At 74.4% G+C, this 25,887-nt stretch carries 18 protein-coding genes, 1 tRNA gene and 4 pseudogenes; 11 read left to right on the top strand and 12 right to left on the bottom strand.

What is annotated here, in order from left to right:
- Positions 1–99: 99 nt before the first annotated feature.
- Genes cobA through cobC form a run of 3 tightly spaced genes read right to left on the bottom strand, consistent with a single transcriptional unit; the run spans position 100 to position 3,610 of the window.
- Complete coding sequence (gene cobA / locus TK50_RS21330; RefSeq protein ID WP_043966261.1) at positions 100–1,344, bottom strand: uroporphyrinogen-III C-methyltransferase; 1,245 nt, start codon at positions 1,342–1,344, stop codon at positions 100–102.
- Complete coding sequence (gene cobT / locus TK50_RS21325) at positions 1,341–2,447, bottom strand: nicotinate-nucleotide--dimethylbenzimidazole phosphoribosyltransferase (RefSeq protein WP_043966643.1); 1,107 nt, start codon at positions 2,445–2,447, stop codon at positions 1,341–1,343. The genes cobA and cobT overlap by 4 nt, the downstream gene beginning before the upstream one ends.
- On the bottom strand, positions 2,447–3,610 hold the full coding sequence (gene cobC / locus TK50_RS21320) for an Rv2231c family histidinol phosphate aminotransferase CobC (protein WP_043966259.1): 1,164 nt from the start codon (positions 3,608–3,610) through the stop codon (positions 2,447–2,449). Before cobC ends, cobT begins: the two co-directional genes overlap by 1 nt.
- A 121-nt stretch (positions 3,611–3,731) precedes the next feature.
- Here cobC and TK50_RS21315 point away from each other — a divergent pair, with 121 nt between their 5' ends.
- Positions 3,732–5,864 carry a transglycosylase domain-containing protein gene (locus TK50_RS21315; protein WP_043966257.1) on the top strand — a complete coding sequence of 711 codons (2,133 nt, stop codon included), beginning with the start codon at positions 3,732–3,734 and terminating at the stop codon, positions 5,862–5,864.
- Positions 5,865–5,874: 10 nt separating this feature from the next.
- Here the strand turns inward: TK50_RS21315 and TK50_RS21310 are convergent, their stop codons facing one another.
- Positions 5,875–7,266 carry a cobyrinic acid a,c-diamide synthase CobB gene (locus TK50_RS21310; protein ID WP_043966255.1) on the bottom strand — a complete coding sequence of 464 codons (1,392 nt, stop codon included), beginning with the start codon at positions 7,264–7,266 and terminating at the stop codon, positions 5,875–5,877.
- 255 nt (positions 7,267–7,521) lie between these two features.
- Between TK50_RS21310 and TK50_RS21305 the strand changes: the two genes are divergently transcribed.
- Positions 7,522–8,343, top strand: coding sequence for an SURF1 family cytochrome oxidase biogenesis protein (locus tag TK50_RS21305; protein ID WP_043966253.1), 822 nt, complete (start codon positions 7,522–7,524; stop codon positions 8,341–8,343).
- A gap of 119 nt (positions 8,344–8,462) precedes the next feature.
- Positions 8,463–9,338 carry a hypothetical protein gene (locus tag TK50_RS21300; protein WP_082106468.1) on the top strand — a complete coding sequence of 292 codons (876 nt, stop codon included), beginning with the start codon at positions 8,463–8,465 and terminating at the stop codon, positions 9,336–9,338.
- Between the two features lie 58 nt (positions 9,339–9,396).
- Here the strand turns inward: TK50_RS21300 and TK50_RS21295 are convergent, their stop codons facing one another.
- From TK50_RS21295 to TK50_RS21280, 4 genes and pseudogenes are all read right to left on the bottom strand, one after another.
- Entirely contained in the window at positions 9,397–11,034 is a 1,638-nt protein-coding gene (locus tag TK50_RS21295; RefSeq protein ID WP_241774066.1) for an ATP-dependent DNA ligase, read from the bottom strand.
- Between the two features lie 216 nt (positions 11,035–11,250).
- Positions 11,251–11,457, bottom strand: a complete 207-nt coding sequence (locus TK50_RS21290) for a hypothetical protein (RefSeq protein WP_043966249.1) — start codon at positions 11,455–11,457, stop codon at positions 11,251–11,253.
- Between the two features lie 113 nt (positions 11,458–11,570).
- A complete protein-coding gene (locus TK50_RS21285; RefSeq protein ID WP_199486120.1) occupies positions 11,571–12,923 on the bottom strand; it encodes a dipeptidase in 1,353 nt (450 codons plus the stop codon).
- Positions 12,916–13,589, bottom strand: a pseudogene (locus tag TK50_RS21280) (uridine kinase family protein); the annotation flags it as partial. The gene TK50_RS21285 and the pseudogene TK50_RS21280, both read right to left, overlap by 8 nt.
- A gap of 125 nt (positions 13,590–13,714) precedes the next feature.
- On the opposite strand from TK50_RS21280, the gene TK50_RS21275 reads away from it, so the two are divergent.
- Complete coding sequence (locus TK50_RS21275; protein ID WP_043966639.1) at positions 13,715–14,116, top strand: rhodanese-like domain-containing protein; 402 nt, start codon at positions 13,715–13,717, stop codon at positions 14,114–14,116.
- A gap of 32 nt (positions 14,117–14,148) precedes the next feature.
- Here TK50_RS21275 and TK50_RS21270 read toward each other — a convergent pair whose 3' ends face one another.
- The 4 genes and pseudogenes from TK50_RS21270 to ssb form a co-directional block, all read right to left on the bottom strand.
- Positions 14,149–15,210 (bottom strand): hypothetical protein, encoded by a 1,062-nt coding sequence (locus TK50_RS21270; protein WP_043966246.1) that lies wholly within the window; start codon positions 15,208–15,210, stop codon positions 14,149–14,151.
- Between the two features lie 126 nt (positions 15,211–15,336).
- Positions 15,337–16,985, bottom strand: a pseudogene (locus TK50_RS21265) (cobyric acid synthase).
- A complete protein-coding gene (locus TK50_RS21260; protein WP_082106467.1) occupies positions 16,982–18,115 on the bottom strand; it encodes a cobalamin biosynthesis protein in 1,134 nt (377 codons plus the stop codon). The pseudogene TK50_RS21265 and the gene TK50_RS21260 overlap by 4 nt, the downstream one beginning before the upstream one ends.
- Before the next feature lie 754 nt (positions 18,116–18,869).
- Positions 18,870–19,493: pseudogene (ssb, locus tag TK50_RS35010) on the bottom strand (single-stranded DNA-binding protein); the annotation flags it as partial.
- Between the two features lie 337 nt (positions 19,494–19,830).
- Here ssb and TK50_RS21250 point away from each other — a divergent pair.
- From TK50_RS21250 to TK50_RS21230, 7 genes and pseudogenes are all read left to right on the top strand, one after another.
- The gene (locus tag TK50_RS21250; RefSeq protein ID WP_043966244.1) at positions 19,831–20,277 is read left to right on the top strand and encodes an HPF/RaiA family ribosome-associated protein; all 447 of its coding nucleotides are present in this window, start codon (positions 19,831–19,833) and stop codon (positions 20,275–20,277) included.
- Positions 20,278–20,374: 97 nt separating this feature from the next.
- Positions 20,375–21,415 (top strand): alpha/beta fold hydrolase, encoded by a 1,041-nt coding sequence (locus TK50_RS21245; protein WP_043966243.1) that lies wholly within the window; start codon positions 20,375–20,377, stop codon positions 21,413–21,415.
- Between the two features lie 126 nt (positions 21,416–21,541).
- Positions 21,542–21,614 (top strand) — tRNA-Arg (locus tag TK50_RS21240).
- Positions 21,615–21,682: 68 nt separating this feature from the next.
- A complete protein-coding gene (locus tag TK50_RS21235; protein ID WP_043966242.1) occupies positions 21,683–23,170 on the top strand; it encodes a tyrosine-type recombinase/integrase in 1,488 nt (495 codons plus the stop codon).
- 207 nt (positions 23,171–23,377) lie between these two features.
- A pseudogene (locus TK50_RS33045) lies at positions 23,378–23,789 on the top strand (transposase family protein); the annotation flags it as partial.
- A gap of 206 nt (positions 23,790–23,995) precedes the next feature.
- Complete coding sequence (locus TK50_RS33785; RefSeq protein WP_144420344.1) at positions 23,996–24,415, top strand: hypothetical protein; 420 nt, start codon at positions 23,996–23,998, stop codon at positions 24,413–24,415.
- Positions 24,412–24,879: a hypothetical protein gene (locus tag TK50_RS21230; RefSeq protein ID WP_144420343.1), complete on the top strand. Its 468-nt coding sequence runs from the start codon at positions 24,412–24,414 to the stop codon at positions 24,877–24,879. The genes TK50_RS33785 and TK50_RS21230 overlap by 4 nt, the downstream gene beginning before the upstream one ends.
- Positions 24,880–25,887: the final 1,008 nt, after the last annotated feature.

The following is a 25,887-nucleotide window of genomic DNA, read 5'->3' as shown; positions in this document are numbered from 1 at the left end:
GAGGTGTAAGGAAGGGCCCCCTGTCAACGCGTTCCGCATAGCAGGGGGCCCTTCTTAACGCCCGGCCTGTGTGGCGGCCCGGTCAGGCACCGGGCGGAGTCAGCCGTCGAGCGCGCCGACCACGTCGCCGACCACCACGACCGCCGGGGGGCGCAGGCCCGCCGCGACCACGTCGGCGGCCACCGCCCCGAGCGTCGAGCGCAGGCTGCGCTGGTCGCCGGTCGTGCCCTCCTGCACCACCGCGACCGGCGTGTCCGCGGGCCGCCCGTGCCCGATCAGCGTCCCGGTGATCGCGGCGAGGTTCTTCAGCCCCATCAGGATCACCAGCGTGCCGCGCAGCCCCGCGAGGGCGTCCCAGCGCACCAGCGAGGCCGGCGAGTCGGGCGCGACGTGCCCGGAGACCACGGTGAACTCGTGCGCCACCGCGCGGTGGGTGACGGGGACGCCCGCCGCCGCCGGGGCGGCGATCGAGCTGGTCACCCCGGGGACCACGGTCACCGGCACCCCGGCCGCCGCGCAGGCCAGCAGCTCCTCGCCGCCCCGACCGAAGACGTACGGGTCGCCGCCCTTGAGCCGCACCACGAACGCCCCGGCCAGGGCCCGGTCGACGAGGATCCGGTTGATCTCCTCCTGGGCCCGCGACGGCCCGTACGGGATCTTGGAGGCGTCCACCAGCTCGACGCCCGTGCGCAGCTCGTCGAGCAGCAGCCCCGGCACGAGGCGGTCGGCGACCACCACGTCGGCCTCGGTGAGCAGCCGCCACCCCTTCACGGTGATCAGCTCCGGGTCGCCCGGCCCGGCCCCGACGAGCGCCACCCGCCCGCGCCCGGCGGCAGCGTTGTCAACAGGGGGCCCTTCCTCTGCCGAATCCGTTGACAGGGGGCCTTTCCTTGCGCCGAGGAGGTCGCGGACGGCGTCGCGGACCGTCATGGCGCGGCGGGGGTCGCCGCCGCCGAGGACGGCGACCGTCACCGGGCCGTGCCGGGTGACGGCCGGCGTCCACGCGGTGGCGGCGGCCCGGTCGTCGGCCCGGACGCAGAAGATCCGCCGCTCGGCGGCGGCGGCGCTGACCGCCGCGGCGGCCACCGGGTCGTCGACGGCCGCCTGCACCAGCCAGGCCCCGTCCAGGTCGTCGGGGGCGAAGCGGCGCGGCTCCCAGTGCAGCCGGCCGGCGTCGACGTGGGCGCGCAGCGCGGGGGTCAGCTCCGGCGAGACCAGCAGGACGTCCGCGCCGGCGTCGAGCAGCGCCGGCACCCGCCGGGTGGCCACCGCTCCCCCGCCCACCACGACCACCCGCCGGCCCGCCAGGCGCAGACCCAGGGGGTACGGGTTCGGGTCGCTCACTTCTCGGCCACCCCCGCCGAGTCGAACGTGGCCACCTCGTGCAGCACCCGGACCGCGCCGGTGACCACGGGCAGGGCCAGCAGCGCGCCAGTGCCCTCGCCGAGGCGCAGCCCGAGGTCGATGAGCGGGTCGAGCCCGAGGTGGCGCAGCCCCGCCGTGGCCCCCGGCTCGGCGGAGCGGTGCCCGGCGACCAGCGCGCCGACCGCGTCCGGGGCGAACGCGACGGCGGCGAGCGCGGCGCTGACCGCGATCACCCCGTCGAGCAGCACCGGCACCCGGCGGGCGGCGGCGCCGAGGATCAGCCCGGCCAGGGCGGCGTGCTCCAGGCCGCCGACGGCGGCGAGGACGCCCAGCGGGTCCGCCGGGTCGGGGGCGTGCCGGGCCAGCGCCGCCCGCACCACCCCGATCTTGCGGGCGTACGTGGGGTCGTCCACGCCGGTGCCCCGGCCGGTCGCCTCGGCGGGGTCGACGCCGGTGAACGCGGCGACCAGGGCGGCGGCCGGGGTGGTGTTGCCGATGCCCATGTCGCCGGTGAGCAGGATGCCCGCCCCGGCGTCGATCAGCTCGCGGGCGATGCGGATGCCGGTCTCCACGGCGGCGAGCGCCTCGTCGCGGGTGAGGGCGGCGGTGACGGCGAGGTCGCGGGTGCCGGGGCGTACGTTCGCCGCCACGAGGCGGGGCGTCCTCGTGGAGCGCCCCGCGGGGTCGCCGGGCGGACCGTCCGCCTGGGCGGGGACGGCCGGCGGCAGCGGGGTGGCGACGCCGACGTCGACGACGGTGACCGAGGCGCCGGCCTGCCGGGCGAACGCGTTGACCACCGCGCCGCCGGCCAGGAAGTTGCCGATCATCTGCGCGGTGACCTCCTGCGGCCAGGGGGTCACCCCCTGGGCGTGCACGCCGTGGTCGCCCGCGAAGATCGCCACGGCGGCCGGCTCGGGCAGCGGCGGCGGGCAGGAGCGGGCCAGGCCGGCGAGCCGCACCGAGAGCTCCTCCAGGACGCCGAGCGAGCCGGCCGGCTTGGTGAGCCGGCCGTGCAGCTCACCGGCGGCGACCATCGCCGGCTCGTCGAGCGGCCGGATCGCCGCGATGGTGGTGTGCAGCATCATGCCTCCAGGATCTCCGCCAGCACCTGGGCGAAGGTGTCGGTGGTGGCCCGGTCGCGCACGGCCACCCGCAGCCAGTCTGCGCCGAGGCCGGGGAACGTGTCGCCCCGGCGTACCGCCCAGCCGCGCTCGCGCAGGCGTTGCCGCACCCCGGCCGCGCCGGGCAGGTGGACCAGCACGAACGCGCTGGCCGGGCGGCCCGCGACGCGTACGCCGGGCAGGGCCGACAGGCGGGTCACCAGATGGTCGCGGTCGGCGGCCAGCTCGGCGGCGATGGCGCGCTCGGCCGCGACGGCGGCCGGGGACGCGCAGGCGGTGGCGGCGGCGAGCGCCGGGGTGGAGACCGCCCACAGCGGCTGGGCGGCGGCGAGGCGGGCCAGCAGCGGGGCCTCGCCGAGCAGGTAGCCGATCCGCAGCCCGGCAAGTCCCCAGGTCTTGGTGAGGCTGCGCACGACGACGAGGCCGGGCAGGTCCCGCCGGGCGGCGAGGGACTCGGGCTCGCCGTCGACGCCGGGCGCGGCGGTGGTGTCGGCGAACGCCTCGTCGACGACGAGGACGCGGCCGGGGCGGGCCAACGCGGCGAGGTCGGCGGCCGGGTGCAGCACGGAGGTGGGGTTGGTGGGGTTGCCGACCATGACGAGGTCGGCGTCGGCGGGCACCCGCGCCGGGTCGAGGCGGAAGCCGTCGGCGGGGTCGAGCAGCACCCGCTCGACGGGGTGTCCGGCGGCCCGCAGCGCGGCCTCCGGCTCGGTGAACTGGGGGTGCACGACGACCGGCCGGCGTGCGCCGGTCAGGGCGCGGGCGAGCAGCACGAAGCCCTCGGCGGCCCCGGCGGTGAGCAGCACCTCCTCCGGGGGGCGGCCGTGCCGGGCCGCGACGGCGGCGCGGGCGGGCCGGGGGTCCGGGTACGCGGCCAGCTCGCCCAGGGCTGCGGTGATCGGGTCGGCCAGCCAGTCCGGCATCGGGGCGCGGCGGACGTTGACGGCGAGGTCGACCAGGCCGTCGCCGACCTCGGCGTCCCCGTGGTGGCCGAGGTCGGGACCGCCGGGGGCGGCCCGGTCGGGGCCCGGTCCGTCGGGGCCGGGGCCGGGACGGGGGCCCGCCTCGACGGTGGCGTCCGGCTCGTCCCGGGTGGGTGGTGGCGGCACCAGGTGAGCACGCATGTCCGCGATCCTGCCGGGAAGCCGCCGCGCGGGACAGCGCATCCCGGCGTGGGCCGCGTCACCCGCCGCCGGTTTATGAATTGTTCTCACGGACGAATCGGAAATGTCATAACTTGACCCCGTGAGCAACCGACCCCTTGCCTCCGCTGGTCGTCTCGTCCCTCTCCTGCGCGCCGGGCTGATCGCCGGCATCGTCATCGCCGGCGCGCTCTACCCGCTGGCCGCCGTCACCGGCCTCGGCGCCAAGGCCACCGCGCACGCCGGCGAGCAGAAGGCCGACATCCTGCGCACCGCGCTGCCCGCCGAGACCTCGTACGTGTACGCGCCCGACGGCCGCACCGTGCTGACGATGTTCTACGAGGAGTACCGCCGCTACACGAAACTGTCCGACATGTCCCCGAACATCCAGCAGGCCATCGTGGCCGCCGAGGACAGCCGCTTCTACCAGCACCGGGGCGTCGACCCGAAGGGCGCCGCCCGCGCCTTCGTCGCCAACTCCCGCTCCGGCGGGGTGTCCCAGGGCGCGTCGACCCTCACCATGCAGTTCGTCCGGATGACCCTGCGGGACAGCGCCAAGACCCCGAAGGAGGTCCAGGAGGCCACCCAGCAGACCAGCCTGCGCAAGGTCAAGGAGATGCGGATGGCGATGGACGTCGAGAAGGAGCTGACCAAGGAGCAGATCCTGGAGCGCTACCTCAACTCGGCGTACTTCGGCCACCGGGCGTACGGCATCTACGCCGCCGCGCAGATCTTCTTCTCCAAGACGCCGGCCACCCTCACCCCGGTCGAGGCGGCCACCCTCGCCGGCCTCGTCAAGTCGCCCTCCGAGTACGACCCGGCCAGCTCCGACCAGAAGGACGCCACCGGCCGGCGCAACTACGTGCTGGACCGGATGGCGCAGCTCGGCTACCTCAGCCCGGACGCCGCCAACGCGGCGAAGGCCGAACCGATCCGGCTCAAGCTCACCGACCCGCCGAACGACTGCGCGTCGCTGCCGGCGACGTACCAGACCTGGGGCTTCGCCTGCGACTACCTGAAGAACTGGTGGAGCGCCCAGCCCGCGTTCGGGGAGAACCGGCTGGAACGGATGGACAAGCTGCGCCGCGGCGGCTACCGGATCGTGCTCAGCATCGACCCGAAGATCCAGGCGGCGGCCGAGAAGAACGTCGGGGCCAAGGAGAACACCGGCAGCCCGTTCGCCAACGGCATCGTCGTCGCCGAACCGGGCACCGGGCGGATCAAGGCGATGGCGGTGAACCGCAACTACTCGCTGGACGTCAGCGAGAACGGGCCCAGCTCCAACCCGGAGGCGTCGCCGAAGGTGAAGGCGAACTATCCGAACACGGTGGCGCCCCTGCTCGGCGGCGGCGACCTCCCCGGCTACCAGGCCGGATCGACGTTCAAGATGTTCCCGATGCTGGCCGCGCTCAACGCCGGGATGCCGCTGTCCACCGCGTACGACTCGCCGTACCGGTACCGCTCCGAGGTGTACGACGGGTGGGCCCCGTCCAACGCCAGCGGCGCGATGACCGGCCGGCAGACCATGTGGTCCGGGTTCGGCAAGTCGGTGAACACCTACTTCGTCCAACTGGAGGAGAAGGTCGGTGCGGACGCCGCCGTGCGGCTCGCCGAGCAGCTCGGGCTGCGCTGGCGCACCGACGTCGACCGCGAGCAGGCGTCGCCGACCAAGGCCAAGAAGTGGGGCGCGTTCACCCTGGGCGTCTCCGACGCCACCCCGCTGGAGATGGCGAACGCCTACGCCGCGATCGCCGCCGACGGGCGGTACTGCGAGGCGATGCCCGTCCAGTCCATCAGCCAGCGGGACGGCACCCCGGCCACGTACACGACGGCCGGCGGGATCGAGCGGGAGGTCGCCAAGCCGCGCTGCCGGCAGGTGGTCAGCGCCGACGCGGCCCGCGCCGCCACCGACGCGGCCCGCTGCCCGACCGGCGACACCCCGGCGAAGGGCAGCTGCGGCGGCTGGTCGACCGCCGACAGCGTGCGCGGCACGGTGGGGCGGCCGGTGGCCGGCAAGACGGGTACGACCGACAGCACCCGGTCGGCCTGGTTCGTCGGCTACACACCGGAGCTGGCGGCGGCGAGCTTCATCGCGGACCCGGACAACCCGTTCAACGCGGTCGGCGACGGGCAGTCCCAGATCCCGATCGCGGCGGTGGCGAACACCCTGCGCGACGGGCTGAAGGGTCAGCCCACCCGCCAGTTCACCCCGCCCTCCGACGCCATCGTCGGCTGACCGGCGACGGTCAGGCGGGAGCCACGAGCGTCGCGGCGGCCCGGGCCGCCGCGACGACCCGCGCACCGACCCCGGGCTGCCCGGCCCAGTGCACCATCAGCTGGGAGGCGTGCACGCCCCGCCAGACGAACCCCTCGGGCGCGCCGCCGTCCCAGCTCCACGCCGGGGCCTGCCCGGCCCGGGGGGTGAGCACCGCCCGGTGCTCCTTGTAGCCGACGACCGTCGCACCGGCCGGGGCCAGCACGCTGTCGGTGCGGGCGGTCGCCGACCGGTAGCCGACCACCACGCCGTCGCGGCTGGCGCCCACCGCGTCGAGCACGCCGCACATCGGCAGCCCGTCCAGCTCCCGGGCCAGCCAGAGCAGGCCGGTGCCCTCGGCGAGCACCGGCCGCCCGGTGCGGGCCAGCTCCGCCACCGCGATGCAGAGCCGACGGTTGGCGGAGAGCTGCTCCGCGTACGACTCGGGGAGGCCGCCGCCGACGACCAGCGCGGCCGCCCCGGCGGGCAGCGCCTCGTCGCGCAGCGGGTCGAAGCGGACCACCTCGGCACCGGCCGCCCGCAGCAGCTCGGCCGTCTCGACGGGGCCGTAGTCGCCGCCCGGCCCGCCGGCCACCGCGATCACCGGGGACGCGCCGGCCGGCACGGGCCCCGACGGGTCAGCCGGCTCGGCCGGCTCCGGCGACCAGGGCTCGCCCGGCACCGGCGGGGCCGACCTGGCCAGCGTCAGCAGCCGGTCCAGGTCGAGCGTGGCGGCCACCGCCTCGCCGAGCCGGCGGACCGCCCGCAGCGCGTCGGCGTCGCGGCCGACCACCGGGGCCAGGCCGTGCCGCCGGGCCGGCAGCACCGGGGGCAGCTCGTGGCGGCGCACCGCGCCGTAGACCGGCACGCCGACGTCGTCGAGCGCCTCGCGCAGCATCGCCTCGTGCCGGGGCGAGGCCACCCGGTTGAGGATCACCCCGCCCAGCCAGAGCTGCTCGTCGTACGCCCGGAAGCCGTGCACCAGGGCGGCCACCGACTGCCCCATCGACGCCACGTCGACCACCAGCACCACCGGGCTGCGCAGCGCGATCGCCACGGCGGCGGTGGACTCCGTCTCCGGCTGGCCGGCGACCGAGTCGTACAGTCCCATGGTGCCCTGCACCACGGCGAGCCCGGCACCGGCGGCACCGTGGCCGAACAGCGCCGGGACGCGCTCGGGCCCGACCAGCCGGGCGTCGAGGGTGCGCCCCGGACGGCCGGCGGCGAGCCCCAGGTAGCCGGCGTCGACCTGGTCCGGCCCGACCTTGAACCCGGCGACGTCGAGGCCCCGCTCGGCGAAGGCGGCGAGCAGCCCGAGCGCCACCGCGCTCGTGCCGTGACCCGAGGACGGCGCGCTGAGCACGAGGCGCGGCACGACGGTCATCAGCGACTCCTCCGGCGGGGGTGGTACGCGGCGGAGGTCGGCCCCCCGATCCGCCCGCGTGACGATACCCGCCCGGACGGACGCCCGGCGGCCACCGAACGGTTCGCGTCGCGGCGGAGGGGGCGCGTCCCGGCGGAGGGGCTGCGTCGTCGCGCCGGCCGGGTCGCGCGCCGCCGCTCCGCCGCACGCCCCCGCCCGCCCGCCGTGCCGGGGCCGGTCGCCTGGTGACGGCACTCCTGCGGGTAGCCTCGACGCGTGTACCGGTTCCTCCTGACGCCACGCTGGCTGGGCATCCTCGCGCTGACCCTGGTCGCCGCGGCCGTGATGGTGCTGCTCGGCAACTGGCAGCTGGACCGCTACCGGGGCCGCACCGCGATCAACGAGCGGATCGACGCCGGCAGCCGGATGACGCCGGTGCCGCTGCGCGACGCCGTGCCGGCCCCCACCGGGGGCGACGGCACCGCCGGCCCAGCCCCCGCCGACGAGGCCACCTGGTCGCGGGTCACCGTGACCGGCCGGTACGACACGGCGAACATCGTCCTGGTCCGGGGCCGGACGGTCGACAACCGGGTCGGCTTCGAGATCGTCACCCCGCTGGTCCTCGCCGACGGCACGGCCGTGCTCGTGGACCAGGGCTGGGTGCCGCCCGCCCCGGGCGGGGCCCTGGCGCAGCCGCAGCTGCCGCCGGTGCCGCCGGGCGAGGTGACCGTGGTGGGCCGGGTGCACCCGACCGAGAGCGGCGCGGGGGCCGTCGACCGACGCGACGGCCGGCTGGAGACCCGGCGGATCACCGTCCCCCGGCTGGCCCGGGAGCTGCCCTACCCGGTCTACGGCGCGTACGTCCTGCTCGACGAGCAGACGCCGGCCGCCGACCCGGTCTTCCAGGCGGTGCCGATCGGGCACACCAACAACTGGCAGAACTTCGGTTACGTGGTGCAGTGGTGGATCTTCGCCGTGATGACGCTCTTCGGCTACGGCTGGGTGGCACGGCGGGAGGCCCGCCGGGCGGCCGGGCTGGACGGGCCGGCGAAGCCACTCGACCGGGCCGCCGAGCCCTCCCCGAGCGCCCCCGCCTGACCGCCGCCGGGCATTTCCCCGGCCGGGCTCGCTGCGGAAACCGGACACTCGGCGGGTCGCCGGGGCGCGACGGGAAGTTGTAGTGTCCGCCGGGTGATCGACTACCGTGGGGAGTCGCGGTGACCCCTGATCCCACGCCGCCACCACACCCGCCGGAGCCGCCCGCCTCGGGCCCGCCCTCCCCGGAGCTGCCCTCGCCGGGGCCGGCTTCCCCGGGCCTGCCCTCCCCCGAGCCGGTGACCGCGACGCATCCGTCGACCGACCCGTGGGCGGTCACGCCGCGCTCGACGACGTACTCGACCCCGCCGGCGGGCTTCCCGGCCACCGCCGACCCGTTCGCCCCGCCGCCGGCCACGGCCCCGTTCCCGGTGCCGCCGGCCGCCGCGCCGTACTCGGCGCCGCCCGGCCCGTACTCCGCCCCGCCGGGCACGGGCGCGTTCTCCGCCCCGCCCGCGACCGGCCCGTACTCGGCCCCGCCCGCCACCGGACCGTTCTCCGCGCCGCCGGGCACCGGACCGTACTCCGCGCCGCCCGCCACCGGAGCGTTCCCGGTGCCGCCGGGCACCGGACCGTACTCCGCGCCGCCGGCCGGGCCCTACCCGCCGGCGCTGGCGAGCCCGCTCGGGGCCCCGCAGTACGGGACGCCCTCCGTGGTGGCGGTGCAGATCGGCGAGATCATGGTCACCCCGCCGGAGATCCGCACCCCGGCCGGCGTGCTGCCCCTGGCCGGGACGCAGTGGCACGTCGCCGACTACTGGCAGACGGAGCAGAAGGTCGCCACCTGGGCGATCGTCTGCGCCGTGCTCGGGTTCTTCTGCCTCACCATCTTCAGCCTGCTCTTCCTGCTGATCAAGGAGACCCGGCACTACGGCACCGTGCAGGTGACGGTCAGCAACGGCCCCCACCAGTACGTGGCCCGCATCCCCGTCACCGACCAGGGGCAGGTCATGCACATCAACAACCAGGTCAACTACGCCCGGTCGCTGTCAGCCTGACCGGCCTGCCGGGCGGGTGGCGGTATCCGCTGCTCGGGATGCCGCCACCCGCCCGACATCACGACGACATGTGGCCGGCGTGGATGGCCCGGACCGCGTCGATGGTGTCCGCCTCGGCGGCGGTCTTGTCGCTGCGGTAACGGACCACGCGGGCGAAGCGCAGCGCCATGCCGCCCGGGTAGCGGGAGCTGGTCTGCACCCCGTCGAACGCGATCTCGACCACCTGCTCGGGGCGGACCCGCACCACCCAGTCGCCGCGCTCGACGGCGAGGGCGAGGAACCGCTCGGTCTGCCAGCGCAGCACCTCGTCGGTGAGACCCTTGAACGTCTTGCCGAGCATGACGAACTCACCGGTGGCCGGGTCCCGCGCGCCGAGGTGCAGGTTGGACAGCCAGCCGCTGCGCCGGCCGCTGCCCCACTCCACCGCGATCACCACCAGGTCGAGGGTGTGCCGCGGCTTCACCTTGACCCAGGCAGCGCCGCGCCGCCCGGCGTCGTAGGGCGCGTCGGGGTTCTTGACCACCACGCCCTCCTGCCCGGCGTCGAGCGCCGCGGCGAAGGCCGCACCGGCCGCCTCGGTGTCGTCGACCGTCATCCGGCCGACCAGCAGCGTCGGGTCGACCGCGCCGGCCAGCGCCGCCCACCGCTCGCGGCCGGGCCGGTCGATCAGGTCGTCGCCGTCGAGGTGCAGCAGGTCGAAGAAGTACGGTGTCAGCACCGCCTCGCCCGTGTTCTCGGCGGCGGCGCGCACGGCCGGGGCGACCGGGGCGATGCCGTCGGCGGCGGGTGCCGACGCGGGCGTGTCGTCGGGCGAGCCGGCCCCGGCGGCCGGTGCGGAGCGGCGGGCGGCCCGGCTGGAGGTCTGCTGGAACGGCAGCGGTCGGCCGGTGTCGTCCAGCCCGATGGCCTCGCCGTCGAGCACCAACTCCCGGGCGGGGAGCGCCCGCACGGCGGCGACCACCTCGGGCACCCGGTCGGTGATCTCGTCCAGGCTGCGGGTGAAGACCGCGATGTCGGGGCCGGAGCGGTGCACCTGGATCCGGATGCCGTCGAGCTTCACGTCGACCACGGCGGGGACGCCGGTCGCGGCCAGCGCGTCGTCGACCGTGGGGGCGCTGGACGCCAGCATGGGGGCGAGCGGCCGGCCGACCCGGAGCCGGAACTCGGCCAGCGCCGCCGCGCCGCCGCCCAGGGCGGCCACCGCCACGGCCCGCAGGTCACCGGCGAGCAGCAGCGCCCGGCGTACGGCGGCCAGCGGCACGTCGGCGGCGCGGGCGACCGCGTCGGCGAGCAGCCCGGCCTGGGCGCCCTGGCGCAGCTCGCCGCTGAACAGGCCGCGTAGCATCCGCTGCTCGTCGGCGGTGGCGGCGGCGAAGAGCCCGTGCAGGAGCTGCCGGCGGCGGGCCTGGGAGCCGGGGCCGGCCACCGACGCGATGTCGTCGATCGCGGCGTCGACCGCGCGGACGGTCAGGGTCGGCTCGGCGGCCGGCGGCGGCAGGTCGCGCAGCCCGGCCCAGCCGACGCCGGTCTGCCGCTGCCGCAGCTCACCGGCGAGCCAGCCGGCGCCCGCCGGGACCTCGGCGGGGTCGAGCGCCCGCAGCGCCGCCGCGAGCAGGTCCACCTTGGCCCGCCGGCCGGTGGTCGCGCCCACGGCGGCGGAGGTGGCCGCCAGGTCGAGGAACCGCACGCACCTCATCCTGCCAGCCACCCCCGACACCGCTGGGGATACGCGGAACGCCACCGGAAGTTGCCGCTTCCGGAGCCGCCGCGTCACCCCGGCCCGGCACCCGTGCCGGATGCCCGGACCGCCCGGTCCCCGCCGCCCCCCAGCGTGCGGGGACCGGTGTCTCGGTGGAGCCCGGTCCGCGCCGACCGCGCACTGCCGGTCGAGCCACGACCGCAGGCCGCACGGTCAGGCCGCGACGGGCTCCTCGATGCGCAGGCCGCGGGCGCGCACCTCGTCGGCGACGCGGGAGAGCAGCGCGTCGAGCGTCACCAGGGCGGTGGAAAGGTCACCGAGCTGTTCCTTGAGCGTGTCCTCGGACCACGCGGAGACGTCCACGTCCCCCAGAGCGCTGACGGCGGCCCCGAGCCGCGCCATCACCTCGTTCGTACTCATGTTCGAAAGGCTATACCAGGCTGTCCCGCGACACGCCGAAAACACCCCGATGAACTGGGACGTTACGGTTCCGTCACCTAACTCCGGTTCGTGCCGGCGGCGTCACCCGCGCCTCAGCGACCCCGCCCCGCCGCCGCGGCCACCTTCGCCAGCAGCAGCGCCTCGGCCGCGCAGACCCGGGCGAACTCGCCGAGGTGCAGGCTCTCGTTCGGGCCGTGCGCCCGGGCGTGCGGGTCCTCCACCCCGGTCACCAGGATCGCCGCCTGCGGGAACATCTCCTGGAACGTGGCGATGAACGGGATCGACCCGCCGATGCCGATGTCCACCGGCTCGGTACCGTCCCAGGCCGTACGGAAGGCGTCGCGGGCCGCGTCGAACATCGGGCCGGACGCGTCGATGACGCACGGGGCACCGTCGTGCTCCAGCGTCACCGCCACCCGGGCGCCCCACGGGGCGTGCTTCGTCAGGTGCTCGCGCACCGCCGCGTACGCCCGCTGCGGGTCGTCGCCCGGCGCGAGCCGCACGCTCAGCTTGGCCTTCGCCGCCGGAACCAGGGCGTTCGGGGCCTCGCCGGTGGCCGGGGCGTCGATGCCGAGCACGGCCAGCGCCGGCTTGGTCCAGATCCGGTCGGTGATCCGGCCGGTGCCGATGAGGGACACGCCGTCGACCAGCCCGGCCTCGGCCCGGAACCGGTCCTGCGGGTAGTCCACGGTCGCGCCCTCCCGGGCGGACAGCCCGGCGACCGCCACGTCCCCGGCGTCGTCGTGCAGCGTCGCCAGCAGCCGGACCAGCGTCGTCAGCGCGTCGGGCACCGCGCCGCCGAACATGCCGCTGTGCACGGCGTGGTCCAGGGTGCGGACCTCCACGAAGCAGTTGACGATGCCGCGCAGCGAGGTGGTCAGCGCCGGCACGCCGACGTCCCAGTTGGCCGAGTCGGCGATCACGATCACGTCCGAGGCGAGCGCGTCGCGGTGCTCGGCGAGCAGCCGCTCCAGCGAGTCCGAGCCGTACTCCTCCTCGCCCTCGACGAAGATCACCACGCCGACGGGGAGCCGGTCGCCGAACGCGCGCAGCGCCGCGACGTGCGCCATGATCCCGGCCTTGTCGTCGGCCGCGCCCCGTCCGTAGAGGCGGCCGTCCCGCTCGACGGGCTCGAACGGGTCGGACTCCCACAGCGACAGGTCGCCCACGGGCTGCACGTCGTGGTGGGCGTAGAGCAGCACGGTCGGCGCGCCGGGCGGGGCGGCCCGCGTCCCGATCACCGCCGGCTGCCCACCGGACCGCACGATCCGCACGTCGAGGTCGCAGCCGCGCAGCAACTCCGCCACCGCCTCGGCGGACCGCTCGACGTGCGAGTGGTCGAAGCCGTCGAAGGCGATGCCGGGAATGCGGACGAGTCGTTCCAGGTCGGCGCGGACGCCGGGCAGTTCCCGCGCGACGGCGGCCCGCACCTCGGCGTCGGACATGATCGGTGAGGTCATGACCGGCATCGTATGCCGGCCTTACCGACGCCGGCGGCGGACGTACTCGGTGCCGGGGTCGTGCGGCACGTCCGGCGCACCGTCGACGACCAGGTCCACCGCGTCGGCCGTGCCGTCGGCGGCGAAGTGCGCGCGCTCGCCGACGTGCCAGCGACGCAGCTCGGGCAGGATCCCCGGCCCGTCCCGGGCGACGGCCCGGGTCAGCCGCAGCTCGGCGGGCGCGGTCACCAGCACCGACAGGGTCAGCTCGGGCCGCACGGCCGCCCGCGCCGCCGACACCCCCTCGACGATCACGACGGGGGCGGGCGGGACGGGCAGCTCGCCGGGCAGGAAGCGGTGCCGCACCCAGCTGTACCGCCGGTAGGACCCCGGCTGCCCGGCCCGCAGCGGGGCGAGCACCCACCGCTCCAGCCGGGACCAGAACGTGAGCTGGTCGGCCCAGCCGTCGAGCAGGTCGTCGGTGTGCACCACCGGTGGTCGCCCGCCGCCGGGCAGCGCCGCCAGGGCGTCCGCGAGGCGCGCCGCGAAGAGGCTCTTGCCCGCGCCGCTCGGCCCGTCGACCGCCACCAGTCGGGTACGCCCCAACCGCGCCGGCCCGGCCAGCACCCGCCGGCCCAGCCCGGCGTACGTCTCGACGACCGGCACCCCCACGGCCCCGACGCTAGCGGTCCGCCCCGGCGGGCACGTCGGCCGTACGTCGTCCGGTCGAACCGAGGCCGTTTCGGTGCGCGGAGTCCCCGGGCCGCAGGCATGATCGTGCCGTGCGCCACAACGTGATGAGCCCGGGCATCGACGCCCTGCTGGAACAGGCCCGTTCGGGGGTCCGCCGGCTGACCCCGCACGAGACGGTCGAGGCGGTACGCCTCGGCGCGCTGCTCGTCGACACCCGCACCGACGCGCAGCGCCGGGATCAGGGCGACCTGCCCGGCGCGGTCGTCATCGACCGGACGGTGCTGGAGTGGCGGCTCGATCCGGCCAGCGAGTGGCGCATCCCCGAGGCCACCGGGTACGACCGGGAGATCGTGGTGGTGTGCCGGCAGGGCTACAGCTCCAGCCTGGCCGTGGCGAGCCTGCGGACGCTCGGCCTGCACCGCGCCACCGACCTGGTCGGCGGCGTCGAGGCGTGGCGGGAGGCGGGGCTGCCGATGTCCGACCGCCCCGCCGACATCCGCTACTGACCGCCCGCTGGCGGTGCTGGGCCGGGCGGCGGTCAGGCCGGCTCGGCCACCCGACCCAGCCAGTGCGCCGCCTCGGCCTCGGTGAGCGCCCCGTCGACCGTCAGGGCCGCCGACATCAGCGGGAACCGCCGGATGTTGTTCCAGCTCCGCTGGTACGGCGGCGGGTCCAGGACCACGACGCGGGCGTCCTCGAAGAGCGGGATGTCCGCCGGGGCGCCCTCGTTCCAGATCCACTTGCCGTACCCGTCGACCAGGTTGAAGCTGCCCACGACGGTGCCGCCGAACCGGTCCTCGGGCGCGTCGGTGGCCACCTCCACCCAGGCCGGGTCGACGGTCAGCCCCTCGATCAGCCCCCGCTCCGCCGGGCCGGCGAGCGCCCCGGCCAGCAGGGTGTGCAACTGGAAGTTGTCGGCCACCCCGTCGATGGTGACCCGCCAGCCCCGGCCCGTGGCCCGGTGCAGCACCAGCAGCCGCTCGCCGTCGAGCACCCGCAGCAGCCCCAGGACGCACTCCAGGTCGGGCCGCTCGCCGGCCAGCCCGGCCCCGACCTCCAGCAGCCGCTCCCGGTGCGGGAACGAGGCGCGCACCGACGCGGACTGCTGCAACAGGGTGATCACGGGCATCGCCCAGGTGCCGGCCGCGTACCAGCCCTGGACCGCGTCGATGGCGGCGGCCTCGTCGTCGTACGCCTGGGTCAGGGCGGCGAGCGCGTCGTCCATCGTGGCGGGATCGTCGGGGTCGGGCAGGGCGTCGTCGCCGCGTACCCGCTGCCAGCCGGAGCGGAAGCGGTGCGCGCCGGCCAGCGCGGCGGCGAGCCCGTCGGCGGCCGGGGTGACCAGCTCGTCGGGGCGGGCCCCCAGCTCGACCAGCGCGCCGCAGAGGACGGAGAACTGGCCGCCCGCGCCCGTGCCGAGCTGCGGCAGCAGCGCCACGCACCGGGGCAGCACCGCATCCAGCTCCGCCACGGACGCCTGCTGCGCCGCCTGCCAGACCCGCGCCACGGCCCTGGTCATGGCGTCACCGTCACGCCCGCGCACGGCCGCCTCGACGTCGGCGACCCGGTCCGCCAGCTTCCCCCTGCGATTGAAGATCATCGGCGCAGCCTAGCGAGCGCGCCGGGCCCCGACGGCCGCCGACGGGGGCGGCGGCGACCCGCTATCCGGCTCGCGGTCGCCGACCTGCGCGTGTCCGGACATGTGCGACACGTCACTGCCGGCGCGTCACGGAGAACCGCTCCGGCGCGGCGCGCCGGGTGGGTTCGACGCGGCGCGCCGGGTGGCCGGGGTACCTGGTCGGCGCGGCGCTCCGGGCATGGGGTCCTGGGTCAGCGCGGCGCTCCGGGTGGAACGAACGGCAGGCCAGCGGGCGGACCGGACTCGATCAGCCGCCACAGGGCCGCCGTGTCCAGGTGCTCCTCGACCATGTCACCGAGCAGGTCCAGGGAGCGCTCGCGGGCGGCGGCGAAGCTGGTGTCCGGGGCCACCCGGAACCCGGTACGGCCGGCGAGGCGGGCCGCCTCGGTGAGGAACCGGCGGCGGAACGCGTCGGACTCGAAGGCCCCGTGCCAGTGGGTGCCGCACACCGCGCCACGCACGGCTCCCTCGCCGGTGCCGTCGGCGTACGCGAGCAGGGGCGGCAGCCCCGGGTCGGCCGACGAGACGTGCCCGTGGTGGATCTCGTACCCCCGGACCGGGACGCCCGGGTCGGCGGCGGCGGTGCCGGCGGCCTGCCGGACGGTCTTGCGCGCGGCGAAGGTGACCTCGACCGGCAGCAGGCCCAGCCCCGCGACGCTGCCCGCCCGGCTCTCCACCTCGTCGTGCACGGCCCGGCCGAGCATCTGGAAGCCGCCGCAGATGCCCAGCAGCGGCTTCCCGGCCGCCGCGTGCGCCGCCACGGCGTCGGCCAGCCCGGTCTCGCGCAGCCAGGTCAGGTCGGCCACGGTGGACTTCGAGCCGGGCAGCACGACCAGGTCGGCGGCGGCCAGCTCGGCCGGCTCCACGGTCAGCCGGACCCGGACGCCCGGCTCGGTGGCCAGCGCCTCCACGTCGGTGGCGTTGCTGATCCGGGGCAGCCGGACGACCGCCACGTCCAGCCAGTCCGTGCCGTGCGGGGCCGCCGGCCGACCGAGCACCCGGCCGTACGCGAGCGAATCCTCCGCGTCCAGCCACAGGTCCAGGTGCCAGGGCAGCACCCCGTACGTGGGGCGGCCGGTGACCTGGGCCAGCATGTCCAGCCCCGGCCGGAGCAGCCCGAGGTCGCCCCGGAACTTGTTGATCACGAAGCCGGCGACCAGCGCCTGGTCGGCCGGGTCGAGCAGGGCGACCGTGCCGAACATCGAGGCGAACACCCCGCCCCGGTCGATGTCGCCCACCACGATCGTGGGCAGCCCGGCGTGCCGGGCCAGCCCCATGTTCACGTAGTCGCCGGCCCGCAGGTTGATCTCCGCCGGGCTGCCGGCCCCCTCGCAGACCACCACCTCGTACGCCTCCCGCAGCTCGGCCAGCGCGGCGAACGCCGCCTCGGCGAGGCGGGGCCGCAGGGCGTGGTAGTTGCCGGCGGTGACCGTGTCGACGGCCTCGCCGAGCAGCACCACCTGGCTCGACCGGTCGCTGCCCGGCTTGAGCAGCACCGGGTTGAACCGCAGGTCGGGGGCGATTCCGCAGGCGGCCGCCTGCATCGCCTGGGCCCGGCCGATCTCCCCGCCCCGGCCGTCCGGGCCGACCACCACGGCCGAGTTGTTCGACATGTTCTGCGCCTTGAACGGGGCGACCTTCACCCCGCGCCGGTGCAGCCAGCGGCAGATCCCGGCGGTGAGGACGCTCTTGCCCGCGTCGGAGGTGGTGCCGGCGACCAGCAGCCCCCCGCTCACCTGCCTTCTCCCCCGCCCCACCGGCCCGCCCTCGCCGCCGCATTCCCAGCCTCGGCGTTCCTGGCGAGCGCGCTCCTCGTCAGGGCGGCCCCCGCCGCCGCGGTCCTCCTCAGCGCGGTCCCCGCCACAGCAGCGCCCGCCGCGGTGGTCCTCCTCAGCGCGGTCCTCGCCGCCGCGCCGACCAGCCGGCCGACCGTCACCGGGTAGGCGGCGGCCAGCCCGAGCGCGGCCAGCCCCACCGCCCCGGAGATCCGCGCCGCGCGCTTCAGGTGCCGCGCCTCCGGGCGGGGCCCGTCCCCGAGGTACGGCCGCACCTCCGACCGCCCGAAGTAGACGTTGCGCCCGCCCAGCCGCACGCCGAGCGCGCCCGCCATCGCCGCCTCGCACTGCCCTGCGTTCGGGCTGGGATGGTCGTCACGGTCGCGCAGCCACACCCGCCAGGCCCGCCCCCGGTCGCCGTGCGCCGTCGGGGCCACGGCGACGGTGAGCAGGCCGGTCAGCCGGGACGGCACGAGGTTGAGCAGGTCGTCGAGGCGGGCCGACGCGGTGCCGAAGCGGGCGTACCGGGGCGACCGGTGACCGACCATCGCGTCGAGCGTGTTCGCCGCCCGGTAGCCGAGCAGGCCGGGCAGCCCGGCGACCGCCCCCCACAGCAACGGGGCGACCACCGCGTCGGAGGTGTTCTCGGCAACGGACTCGACGGTGGCGCGTGCCAACTCGGGCTCGTCCAGCATCGACGGGTCCCGCCCGCACAGGTGCCCCAACCGGCGGCGGGCCGCCGGCACGTCCCCGCCGCGCAGCGCGCGACCCATCATCTTCGCCTCGTGGCGCAGGGTACGCCCGCCGAGCACCGTCCAGGTGGTGGCGGCCACCAGCACTGCCCGAGCGACGGGTCGGTGCCGGGTGCCCACCGTCGCCGCCGCCCCGACCAGCACCGGCACGCCCACGGCGAGCGCCGTGAACGCCGCACCGGCGGCCCGGTCCGGCCGGTAGACGCGCCGCTCCAGCGCCCCGGCCGCCCGGCCGAACCCGGCCACGGGATGCCAGCGTCGCGGGTCGCCGAGGAGGGAGTCCAGCGCGTACCCCGCCACCAGCCCTGCCGCGTTTGCCACGGCGATCGACTGCCGCACCTGGCACCACCTCCGGCCGGCAGCCTAGCCGCCGCTCCCCAGCGGGGCGGCGTCATACCGCCCGGATCGGGGCCGGGGCCGGGGCGGGGGCGGGGCCGGGGCCGGGGCGGGGCCGGGCGCGCCGCCGGGGCGACCCGCTTGGGCGACGTCATGTCGGCGACATGGCGGTATCCCAGCGCCAGGACACCGCCATATCCCCGACATGATCACTCCTTCGGCCCGAACCCGCCCCGTGCCGGGCCCCGGCCGGCACGCGCCCCGTGCCGCGCCCCGGCCGGAGTGCCGGCATCGGTCGGCGCCGCGCCCCAGCCGGCATGCCGCCGCCGGGCCGTCAGGCCGGCGCGCCGACCCGGCCCCGGCCCCGCCGACCGCGCCGGGTCGGGGTCACCCCGTCGGTCCCGCCGCCAGCCCCCTCGCCGACCTCCTCGCCGGACGGCGCGGAGCCGTCGGATCCGGCCCCGGCGGACAGCTCGTCGTGCTCGGAGAGGCCCAGCGGGCTACCGGACGGGGACGGGCCAGCACCGGCCACGCCCGCCCCGGTCAACTCCTCGTCGTCACCGAACGCGCCACCCTCGCCGAACGCGCGACCCGTGCCACCCACGCCGAACGCGCCATCCGCGCCGGTGCCAGCGCCGAGCCCGCCGTCCTCACCGAGCCCGCCGCTGCCGCCGATCCCGCCGCTGCCATCGAACCCGCGGTTGCTGCCGATCCCGTCGTTGCCGTCGAACCCGCCATTGCCGTCGAGTCCGCCGCTGCCGTCGAACCCGTCGTCCTCACCGAGCCCGTCGTCGTCGCCGGAGTCGTCGTCCAGATCGTTCCGTTCGTCGAGTTCGTCCAGGCGCCGCGGGCCGAAGGAGGCGCGGGCCGGGGCGAAGTCGTCCGGCTCGAAGTCCTCGTCGTAGGGGCGGTCCTCCGGCCCGCTGGGGGCCTGCCCGCGCGGGACCCGCTCGGTCGGCTCGCCGTGCACCCGGCTCTCCGCCTCGGCGTCCTCGACCGTGCTCGTGGCCACGTTCGGTCGGTTGCGCAGGAACCGCCCGCGCCCTCGGGACAGGTCGTGGCCGACGGCGACCGCCTCCAGCTCGTACACCGTGCGGTGGTTGCCCGCGTCGTCGGTCCAGTCGCGGGTGTAGAGCCGCCCGGCGACCACCACCGGGTCGCCGACCATCACGGAGGCGGCCACCCCCTCGGCCAGCTTCCGCCAGCAGTTGACGCGGACGCGGAGGCTGTTGCCGTCGACCCACCGGCCGCTGCCCCGGTCGAGCCGGCGGGCGGTGGAGGCCACCTTGAAGTTGGCCACGAGCGTGCCGCTCTGGGTGGTACGCCGCCACTCCGGCGCCGTCAAAACATTGCCGACGACCGTTACGTAGGTATCGAACATCGTCCCTCCAGGAAGAGATCGGGGTTGCCATCGTGAGTCGACCCGCCGCCGACACTGGCCGCCCCGGCCCGCCTGCCGCCACCGCGAGGCCGCCGCCTGTGGACAAGCCGACGGCCTGTGGACAAAGACCTGATCAAGCTCGGATGTGCTAGGCCCCGGCCGGGAAGCGCCACGGGTGACCCCGCCGGAGGCGTTTCCGGACGGCCCGTGACTGGGTACAGCTTTGATCAAGCGAGCACCACCGACGGCACGCCGTCCGATCAGAAAGGCCACGGGACATGACTTCCTGCCGACCCCGTACGACCGGTTCCGTCCGCACGGACGGCGAGGCGCAGCGATGAGCGCCGTGGCGAACCCCGCGACCGTGGCCGAGTGCCTGCGCGTCGGGGCCGGGTTCTCCCAGGGCGACCGGAACTGGATCGCCGAGCAGTTCGCCACCCTCGACGCCCGGCTGGCCGGCTTCCACGCCGACGCCACCGAGCTGGAGGTGTCGGTGAAGGACCGGGAGGCCCGGGGGCAGAAGGTCACCCTGGAGTGCTGGATCGCCGGTCGGCAGAAGATCGTCACCACCTCGGCCGAGGAGGACCTGCACGCCGCGCTCAACGACGTCCGCGACGACCTGCGCCGCCGGCTCAACGACGCCAAGACCCGGCAGGAGCCGCGCAACAACAAGCGGCTGCGCGACACCGGCCAGCCCGACGCGGGCCTGCCCGAAACCGAGCTGGACGACACCGACACCGGCAGCGGCAGCGGCGCACCCCGGGCCGACGCCGAAACCGCCTGATCCGACCCCCGCGTGGGGAGGTGGTGTCCGCCACGGCGGGCCGCCATCTCCCCGGCGGGGCTACCGTCGGGTAGCTTGCGGGCGTACCGTCGCGGTCGTGGAACCGGATGTGCTGGGGCCGCCCTACGAGCGGCAGACGATCGACCTGGGCACCGACGACGAGGGCCCGGTCGTCGCGACCCTGGTCCGCCGCCGGGCCGACCGGCCGACCCGCCGCGCGGTGCTCTACGTGCACGGCTACGTCGACTACTTCTTCCAGACCCACGTGGCCGACTTCTTCGCCGAGCGGGGCTGGGACTTCTACGCCCTCGACCTGCGAAAGTACGGCCGCAGCCTGCTCGCGCACCAGACCCCGAACTTCTGCCGCGACCTCGGCGACTACTTCCCCGAGCTGGACGCCGCCGCGAAGATCGTCCGCACCGACGACGGCCACGACACGCTGCTGGTCATGGGCCACTCGACCGGCGGCCTCGTCATCTCCCTCTGGGCGCACGCCCGACGCGACGCCGGCATCGTCGACGGGCTCGTGCTCAACAGCCCCTTCTTCGACATCAACGCCCCCTGGGTGGTCCGCAGACCCCTCGCGGCCGCCGTCTCGCGCCTGGGCCGCAGCGCGCCGCGCCGCCGCCTCCCCTTCGGCCTCGGCACCGTGTACGGCGAGAGCCTGCACGCCGAGCATCGCGGCGAGTGGACGTACGACCTGGCGTGGAAGCCGCTCGCCGGGTTCCCGGTCCGGGCCGGCTGGCTGAACGCGGTCCGCGCCGGCCAGCGGCAGCTCCGCGCCGGCCTCGACATCCCGGTGCCGGTGCTGCTGGCCTGCTCGACCCGCACCTTTCGGGGCACGAAGTGGCACGATTCGGCGGCGCTCGCCGACGCGGTCCTGGACGTGGAGCACATGGTCCGCTGGGCGCCCCGCCTCGGCCGGCACGTGACCCTGGCCCGCTTCGACGGCGGCATGCACGACCTGACCCTCTCCGGTCCCGCCGTGCGGGAGAAGGTCTTCGTCGAGGTGGGCCGGTGGGCGGAGGCGTTCCTCGCCGCCGGCCCGACGCCCGAGGAGCCGACGCCCGAGGTGCCGGCCAGTCGGGCACCTGCGGAGGCGACCACGCCGAGCGCGGAGGCCGCCGCAACGAGCTGACCGGGCGAAACAGGGGTGCCCGCCGGCACCGGGCCGTGCGACGCTGAACGCGCGTCGACGGGCCGCCCCGTCGCGCCGGGCACCCTCGGCGCGGCGGTACCCTCTTGGCGCGAGACCCACCAGCGCGCGCCCGTAGCTCAGCGGATAGAGCAGGGGACTTCTAATCCCAAGGCCGCAGGTTCGAATCCTGCCGGGCGCACAGCACTTTCTCTCAGCCGATCGAGCCGCGTGGGGCTATCCGTGGTGCGAACGAGCTAGGTTTGCCGCGTGGCGAGTTCGAACGGACGCACGAAGCGGCAGCGCGGCGAGGTCGAGACCCTGCCCAGTGGGTCACTCCGCGTGAAGGTCTACGCGGGGGTAGACCCGATCAGTGGGAAGCGGCACTACCTGACCGAGGTCATCCCCGCCGGCCGCACCGCAGCCAAGGAAGCCGAGAAGGCACGCACCCGGTTGCTGGCCCAAGTCGACGAGCGGCGCAACCCGCGCACGCGCGCGACGCTCGACCAGCTCCTAGACCGGTGGCTTGAGGTGGCCGACATCGAGGCCACCACCCGCATGGGGTACGAGAACAAGCTGAACAAGCACGTACGGCCGACGCTCGGCAAGCTACCGGTCGGTCGGCTTGACGCCGAGACGTTGGAGTCGTTCTATGCGAGTCTGCGCCGCTGCCGGGACTGGTGCGGTGGCAAGGCGTTCGTGACGCATCGGGTGAAGGGCGAGCACACCTGCACCGCGAGATGCCGTCCCCACGTCTGCAAGCCGCTCAGCCCATCGTCTGTACGACAGATCCACTGGATCCTGAGCGGTGCGCTGAGTCGGGCGGTGCGGTGGCGCTGGATCGCGGTCAACCCTGCCGCACAGGCTGAACCACCCGCCCCACCGCACCCCGACCCACAACCGCCGAACCCGACCGACGCCGCCCGCATCATCACCGAGTCGTGGCGGGACCCGGACTGGGGCGCGCTGGTCTGGCTCGCCATGACCACCGGTGCACGGCGGGGCGAGTTGGCCGCGCTGCGCTGGCATCACCTCGACCTGGCCGCCGGCGTGCTGACCCTCCGGCGCAGCGCCTACCTCGACGCGGACGGCGCGCTACAGGAGAAGGACACTAAGACCCACCAGCAACGGCGGGTCGCCCTCGACCCCGAGACGGTCGCCGTACTTGCCGAACTGCACGCGCGGTACGTCGACCGCCTGGCGCAGCTCGACGCGACGACCGACCCGGCCGACTACGTCTTCTCCCCCGAGCCGGACAACAGCCGCGGCTACCGCCCCGACACCATCACCCAGCGATACGGACGACTCGCCAAGCGACTCGGCATCGACAGCCACATTCACGCCCTACGCCACTACTCGGCAACCGAGCTGATCAACGCTGGTGTCGACGTCCGTACCGTCGCCGGACGGCTCGGTCATGGCGGTGGTGGTACCACCACACTCCGGGTCTACGCCGCTTGGCTTTCCGAGTCGGACCAGAGGGCCGCCGGCACGCTCGCCGCCCGGATGCCGACCCGCCCGACGTCGCCTACCTCGCCAAGCAGCCCGTACCGCGTCATTGCCGAGGAACTGCGTGAGCAGATCCGCGCAGGACGCCTCAAGCCCGGCGACCCGCTCCCTACGGTCCTTGATTTGGCTACGACGCATGGCGTCTCGGTCGGTACCGCTCACCGTGCAGTGGCTTCTCTGACCGCAGACGGCCTAATCAACGTTGCCCGAGGTCGCCGGGCGACCGTCGCAGAACAGCCCGAGGGGTAGCCGCGACGAGTCATGCTGCCCCAAACACGATGCATCCACTCTGCTGACAACGGCTTAGGAAAGCGACTCAGACAGGCTCGCTACTGGACCCAAGACCTGGGCATGCCAGCCGCTCATGGGAGCCACCAGCCAAGACCATTGCACACCCTCTGCACGGGCCACAGAGCCCGACACGAGGCCCTTCTGATGGGCCCTGCCGTCTCGAACCACCGCCGCCACGGCGTGAATGTCCAGATCATCGCCGACGCGGCTGGCCGCCTTGTCCAGGCCACGGCCGCGCTGCCCGGCTCGACCCACGACCTGACCGCTGCCCGCACCCACGGTACCAGCGCTCTCGCCAGCAAAGATGTTATGACCTTCGCCCACAAGGACTACCGAGATGCTCGCAGCAGAGTGCGAGCCCCTTCAAGAGACACCGCTTTCGGCGGAAGCTGTCACGTCCGCAGAGGCCCGTCAAACGGGCCCACGCGAAGTATCCGGGCCTGCAGCGAACTCGCGATCGCCACCCTCACGACCTGAGGTCTTGGACGATCTCCGCTGCTGCCCACGCCGTGCCACCGCGATCGCGCAGGCCATCCTCGCCCTGCACCATCTCAAGGCCAACCACTACGGAGGATGAACAAGGATACCTGATTTGTTAGCCCGGACCAGCGACCGTTTGCTACAGGATCCTGGGAGCTTCCCTTCCACTAGATGATGCGCCCAACCCTCAAGATTCCCTCAAGAACCTTCCGCACAAGCACGAAGGGAGAGCGATGAACTCCAAAGCGTGATAGATTCCTAATCGCGTTCGATGATCCTCAACAAAAGGCGGAGTTTATGCGCATGATTGACCCCAAGAGATTCCTAGCCGCCACCGGAACAGCAGCGGCGCTGGTTTTGTTTTCCAGCACTCCAGCAATGGCGCTGAGCTCAACCGGATTCAAGGATTCATTCTTCAATCAATGTGATGCGAATGTCACCATTGATGATGCGCTAGTCGGATCTCCAGGAAAAATCGAAGCATGGGGGGGTTACGTCTGCCCCACCGGCTCAACTTGGGCTGGAACAATGACGATCACGATAAAGCGCAACGGCGTCGCAGTAAAGAAGACGGACAAGGCCGCGAACGGCAAGGAATCGTCAGACTCCGTCAACGCCGCCGTCGCAGACGACGCCGGAACCCAGGACTGGCAAGCGACACTGACCCTATTTCGCCCCGGGTTTAGTCAGACCCTTATTGCTACGGGGGTTATTCCTTCATGATGCAACGACGGACTACCTTCAAGTGGATTCGCAATTCGACTGCGGTCAGCGCTGCAGCCATCATAGGCTCTTTGTCTCTTATTCAACCCAGCTTCGCAGCTTCACAGGTTGCATCCAAGGACGGCTTCGATCAGTCCGGCAAATGTGACGCAAGTGTGGTCATCAGCGATGTCACGACCTCCGGCAAAGTCGAGGCCTACGGTGGCTTCGTGTGCCCCACCGGGAGCGGCCTCTTCAATGAACCGGTCCGGGCGACCATCACTCTGCAGATATATCGCAACGGGGTAAGCATTCTGCGCAGCCAAAAGGAGCTAACTTTCGGCACCAGGCCCTATACGCTTGCAAGCGACTCTTACTCCATCACGTACCCGGATTACTCCTCTTCGGATCGCTTTAAGGCATGGATGCAGATCAGTTCACTGAGCGGATCAGTCACTCTAACGACGGCTGAAATCACTACCTGACAGAAGACGGTATACGATTCAGGTCCCGCTACTCACGGCTCGCGTTCCCGAAGGAATCTCACCTGAGGGAATGCCGTCGCAGCGGTGCCCACAACTTCAACTGAAGCCCACGAAATCACGCCGTCGAGCATCCCGGCCGTGACTTCGGCTGTCTGCCGTCGACCCACCCCTCTGGGGATCGGATCGGGCCGCCACCCAGCCCGCCACGTCAAGCGAGCCTTGACACAGATTCGGACGCTGGCGTTCGGACGGTGGTTTGCTCGGCTTGCCCGGGTCGACGGCAGGCGGAGTGGCCTACAGCGACCACCCACGGACCACAACCCACCGACGGAGCCCCGGCCCTTCTAGAGCCGGAGTTGCCCCCGGAGGCGTAGTAACCGTAACCCCGCGACCGCCGCAGTTCGCCGACGGAGCCGGCGTGTGCTCCCGACGCTGCGCGGGGATGGTGGGACGCGAGACACGCCTGCTGCGGCCTACTCCACACGGCTAGAAGTCCTGCGGCCGCGTCCCCGAGCATTCCCGCTTTCCGCGCCGGCCGCTGGGCGCGCCAGGCGTGACGCCCGGAGAACGACAGCGGCCGGCGCGCTCCCAAGCGTCGGCGCGGGCAGCCCACCCAGGGCCTCCTTAGGGCGTGCAGGAGATGCGATCCGCTTAGCCATATCAGCCGGCCAGGGATTCGCAAAGGACAAGGCCATCCCCTATGACGCCCATTCAAGCCTTCTCTCCCCTGTTTGGCTCCGCTCAGTGAGCTAGGCATTCAGTGGCAAGCCGCGTAGCGGCGCGGCAGCGATCGCCCTACCCTCGACGGCGGCCACCCCGCTCGCGATCGTCACGGCATTGCCGTCCACGAACGTACTCATCCACCCCCGCCCGGCGCGCCGGGCGATGCCGGCCGGAGGCCGCCAGCAGGCCGAGTGCGCCGGGCGGGTGCCGCGCCTGCGCGGCCCTTGATCCAACTACAGGCCAACTCGGCAACAGGTCACAGTCAGGCTCGACCCGATGAGCGCC

The organism is Micromonospora haikouensis (assembly GCF_000876225.1).
Classification (GTDB): Bacteria; Actinomycetota; Actinomycetes; order Mycobacteriales; family Micromonosporaceae; genus Micromonospora; species Micromonospora haikouensis.
Note: the sequence above shows the minus strand (reverse complement) of the source record. Positions and strands in the feature narration are given on the sequence as shown.

Bases quoted from the DNA above. Each gene is read 5' to 3' on its own strand.
- cobT (WP_043966643.1), bottom strand. From the start codon at position 2,447: ATGCTGCACACCACCATCGCGGCGATCCGGCCGCTCGACGAGCCGGCG.
- cobC (WP_043966259.1), bottom strand. From the start codon at position 3,610: ATGCGTGCTCACCTGGTGCCGCCACCACCCACCCGGGACGAGCCGGAC.
- TK50_RS21310 (WP_043966255.1), bottom strand. From the start codon at position 7,266: ATGACCGTCGTGCCGCGCCTCGTGCTCAGCGCGCCGTCCTCGGGTCAC.
- TK50_RS21295 (WP_241774066.1), bottom strand. From the start codon at position 11,034: ATGAGGTGCGTGCGGTTCCTCGACCTGGCGGCCACCTCCGCCGCCGTG.
- TK50_RS21290 (WP_043966249.1), bottom strand. From the start codon at position 11,457: ATGAGTACGAACGAGGTGATGGCGCGGCTCGGGGCCGCCGTCAGCGCT.
- TK50_RS21285 (WP_199486120.1), bottom strand. From the start codon at position 12,923: ATGTCCGACGCCGAGGTGCGGGCCGCCGTCGCGCGGGAACTGCCCGGC.
- TK50_RS21275 (WP_043966639.1), top strand. From the start codon at position 13,715: ATGAGCCCGGGCATCGACGCCCTGCTGGAACAGGCCCGTTCGGGGGTC.
- TK50_RS21270 (WP_043966246.1), bottom strand. From the start codon at position 15,210: ATGATCTTCAATCGCAGGGGGAAGCTGGCGGACCGGGTCGCCGACGTC.
- TK50_RS21250 (WP_043966244.1), top strand. From the start codon at position 19,831: ATGAGCGCCGTGGCGAACCCCGCGACCGTGGCCGAGTGCCTGCGCGTC.
- TK50_RS33785 (WP_144420344.1), top strand. From the start codon at position 23,996: ATGATTGACCCCAAGAGATTCCTAGCCGCCACCGGAACAGCAGCGGCG.
- TK50_RS21230 (WP_144420343.1), top strand. From the start codon at position 24,412: ATGATGCAACGACGGACTACCTTCAAGTGGATTCGCAATTCGACTGCG.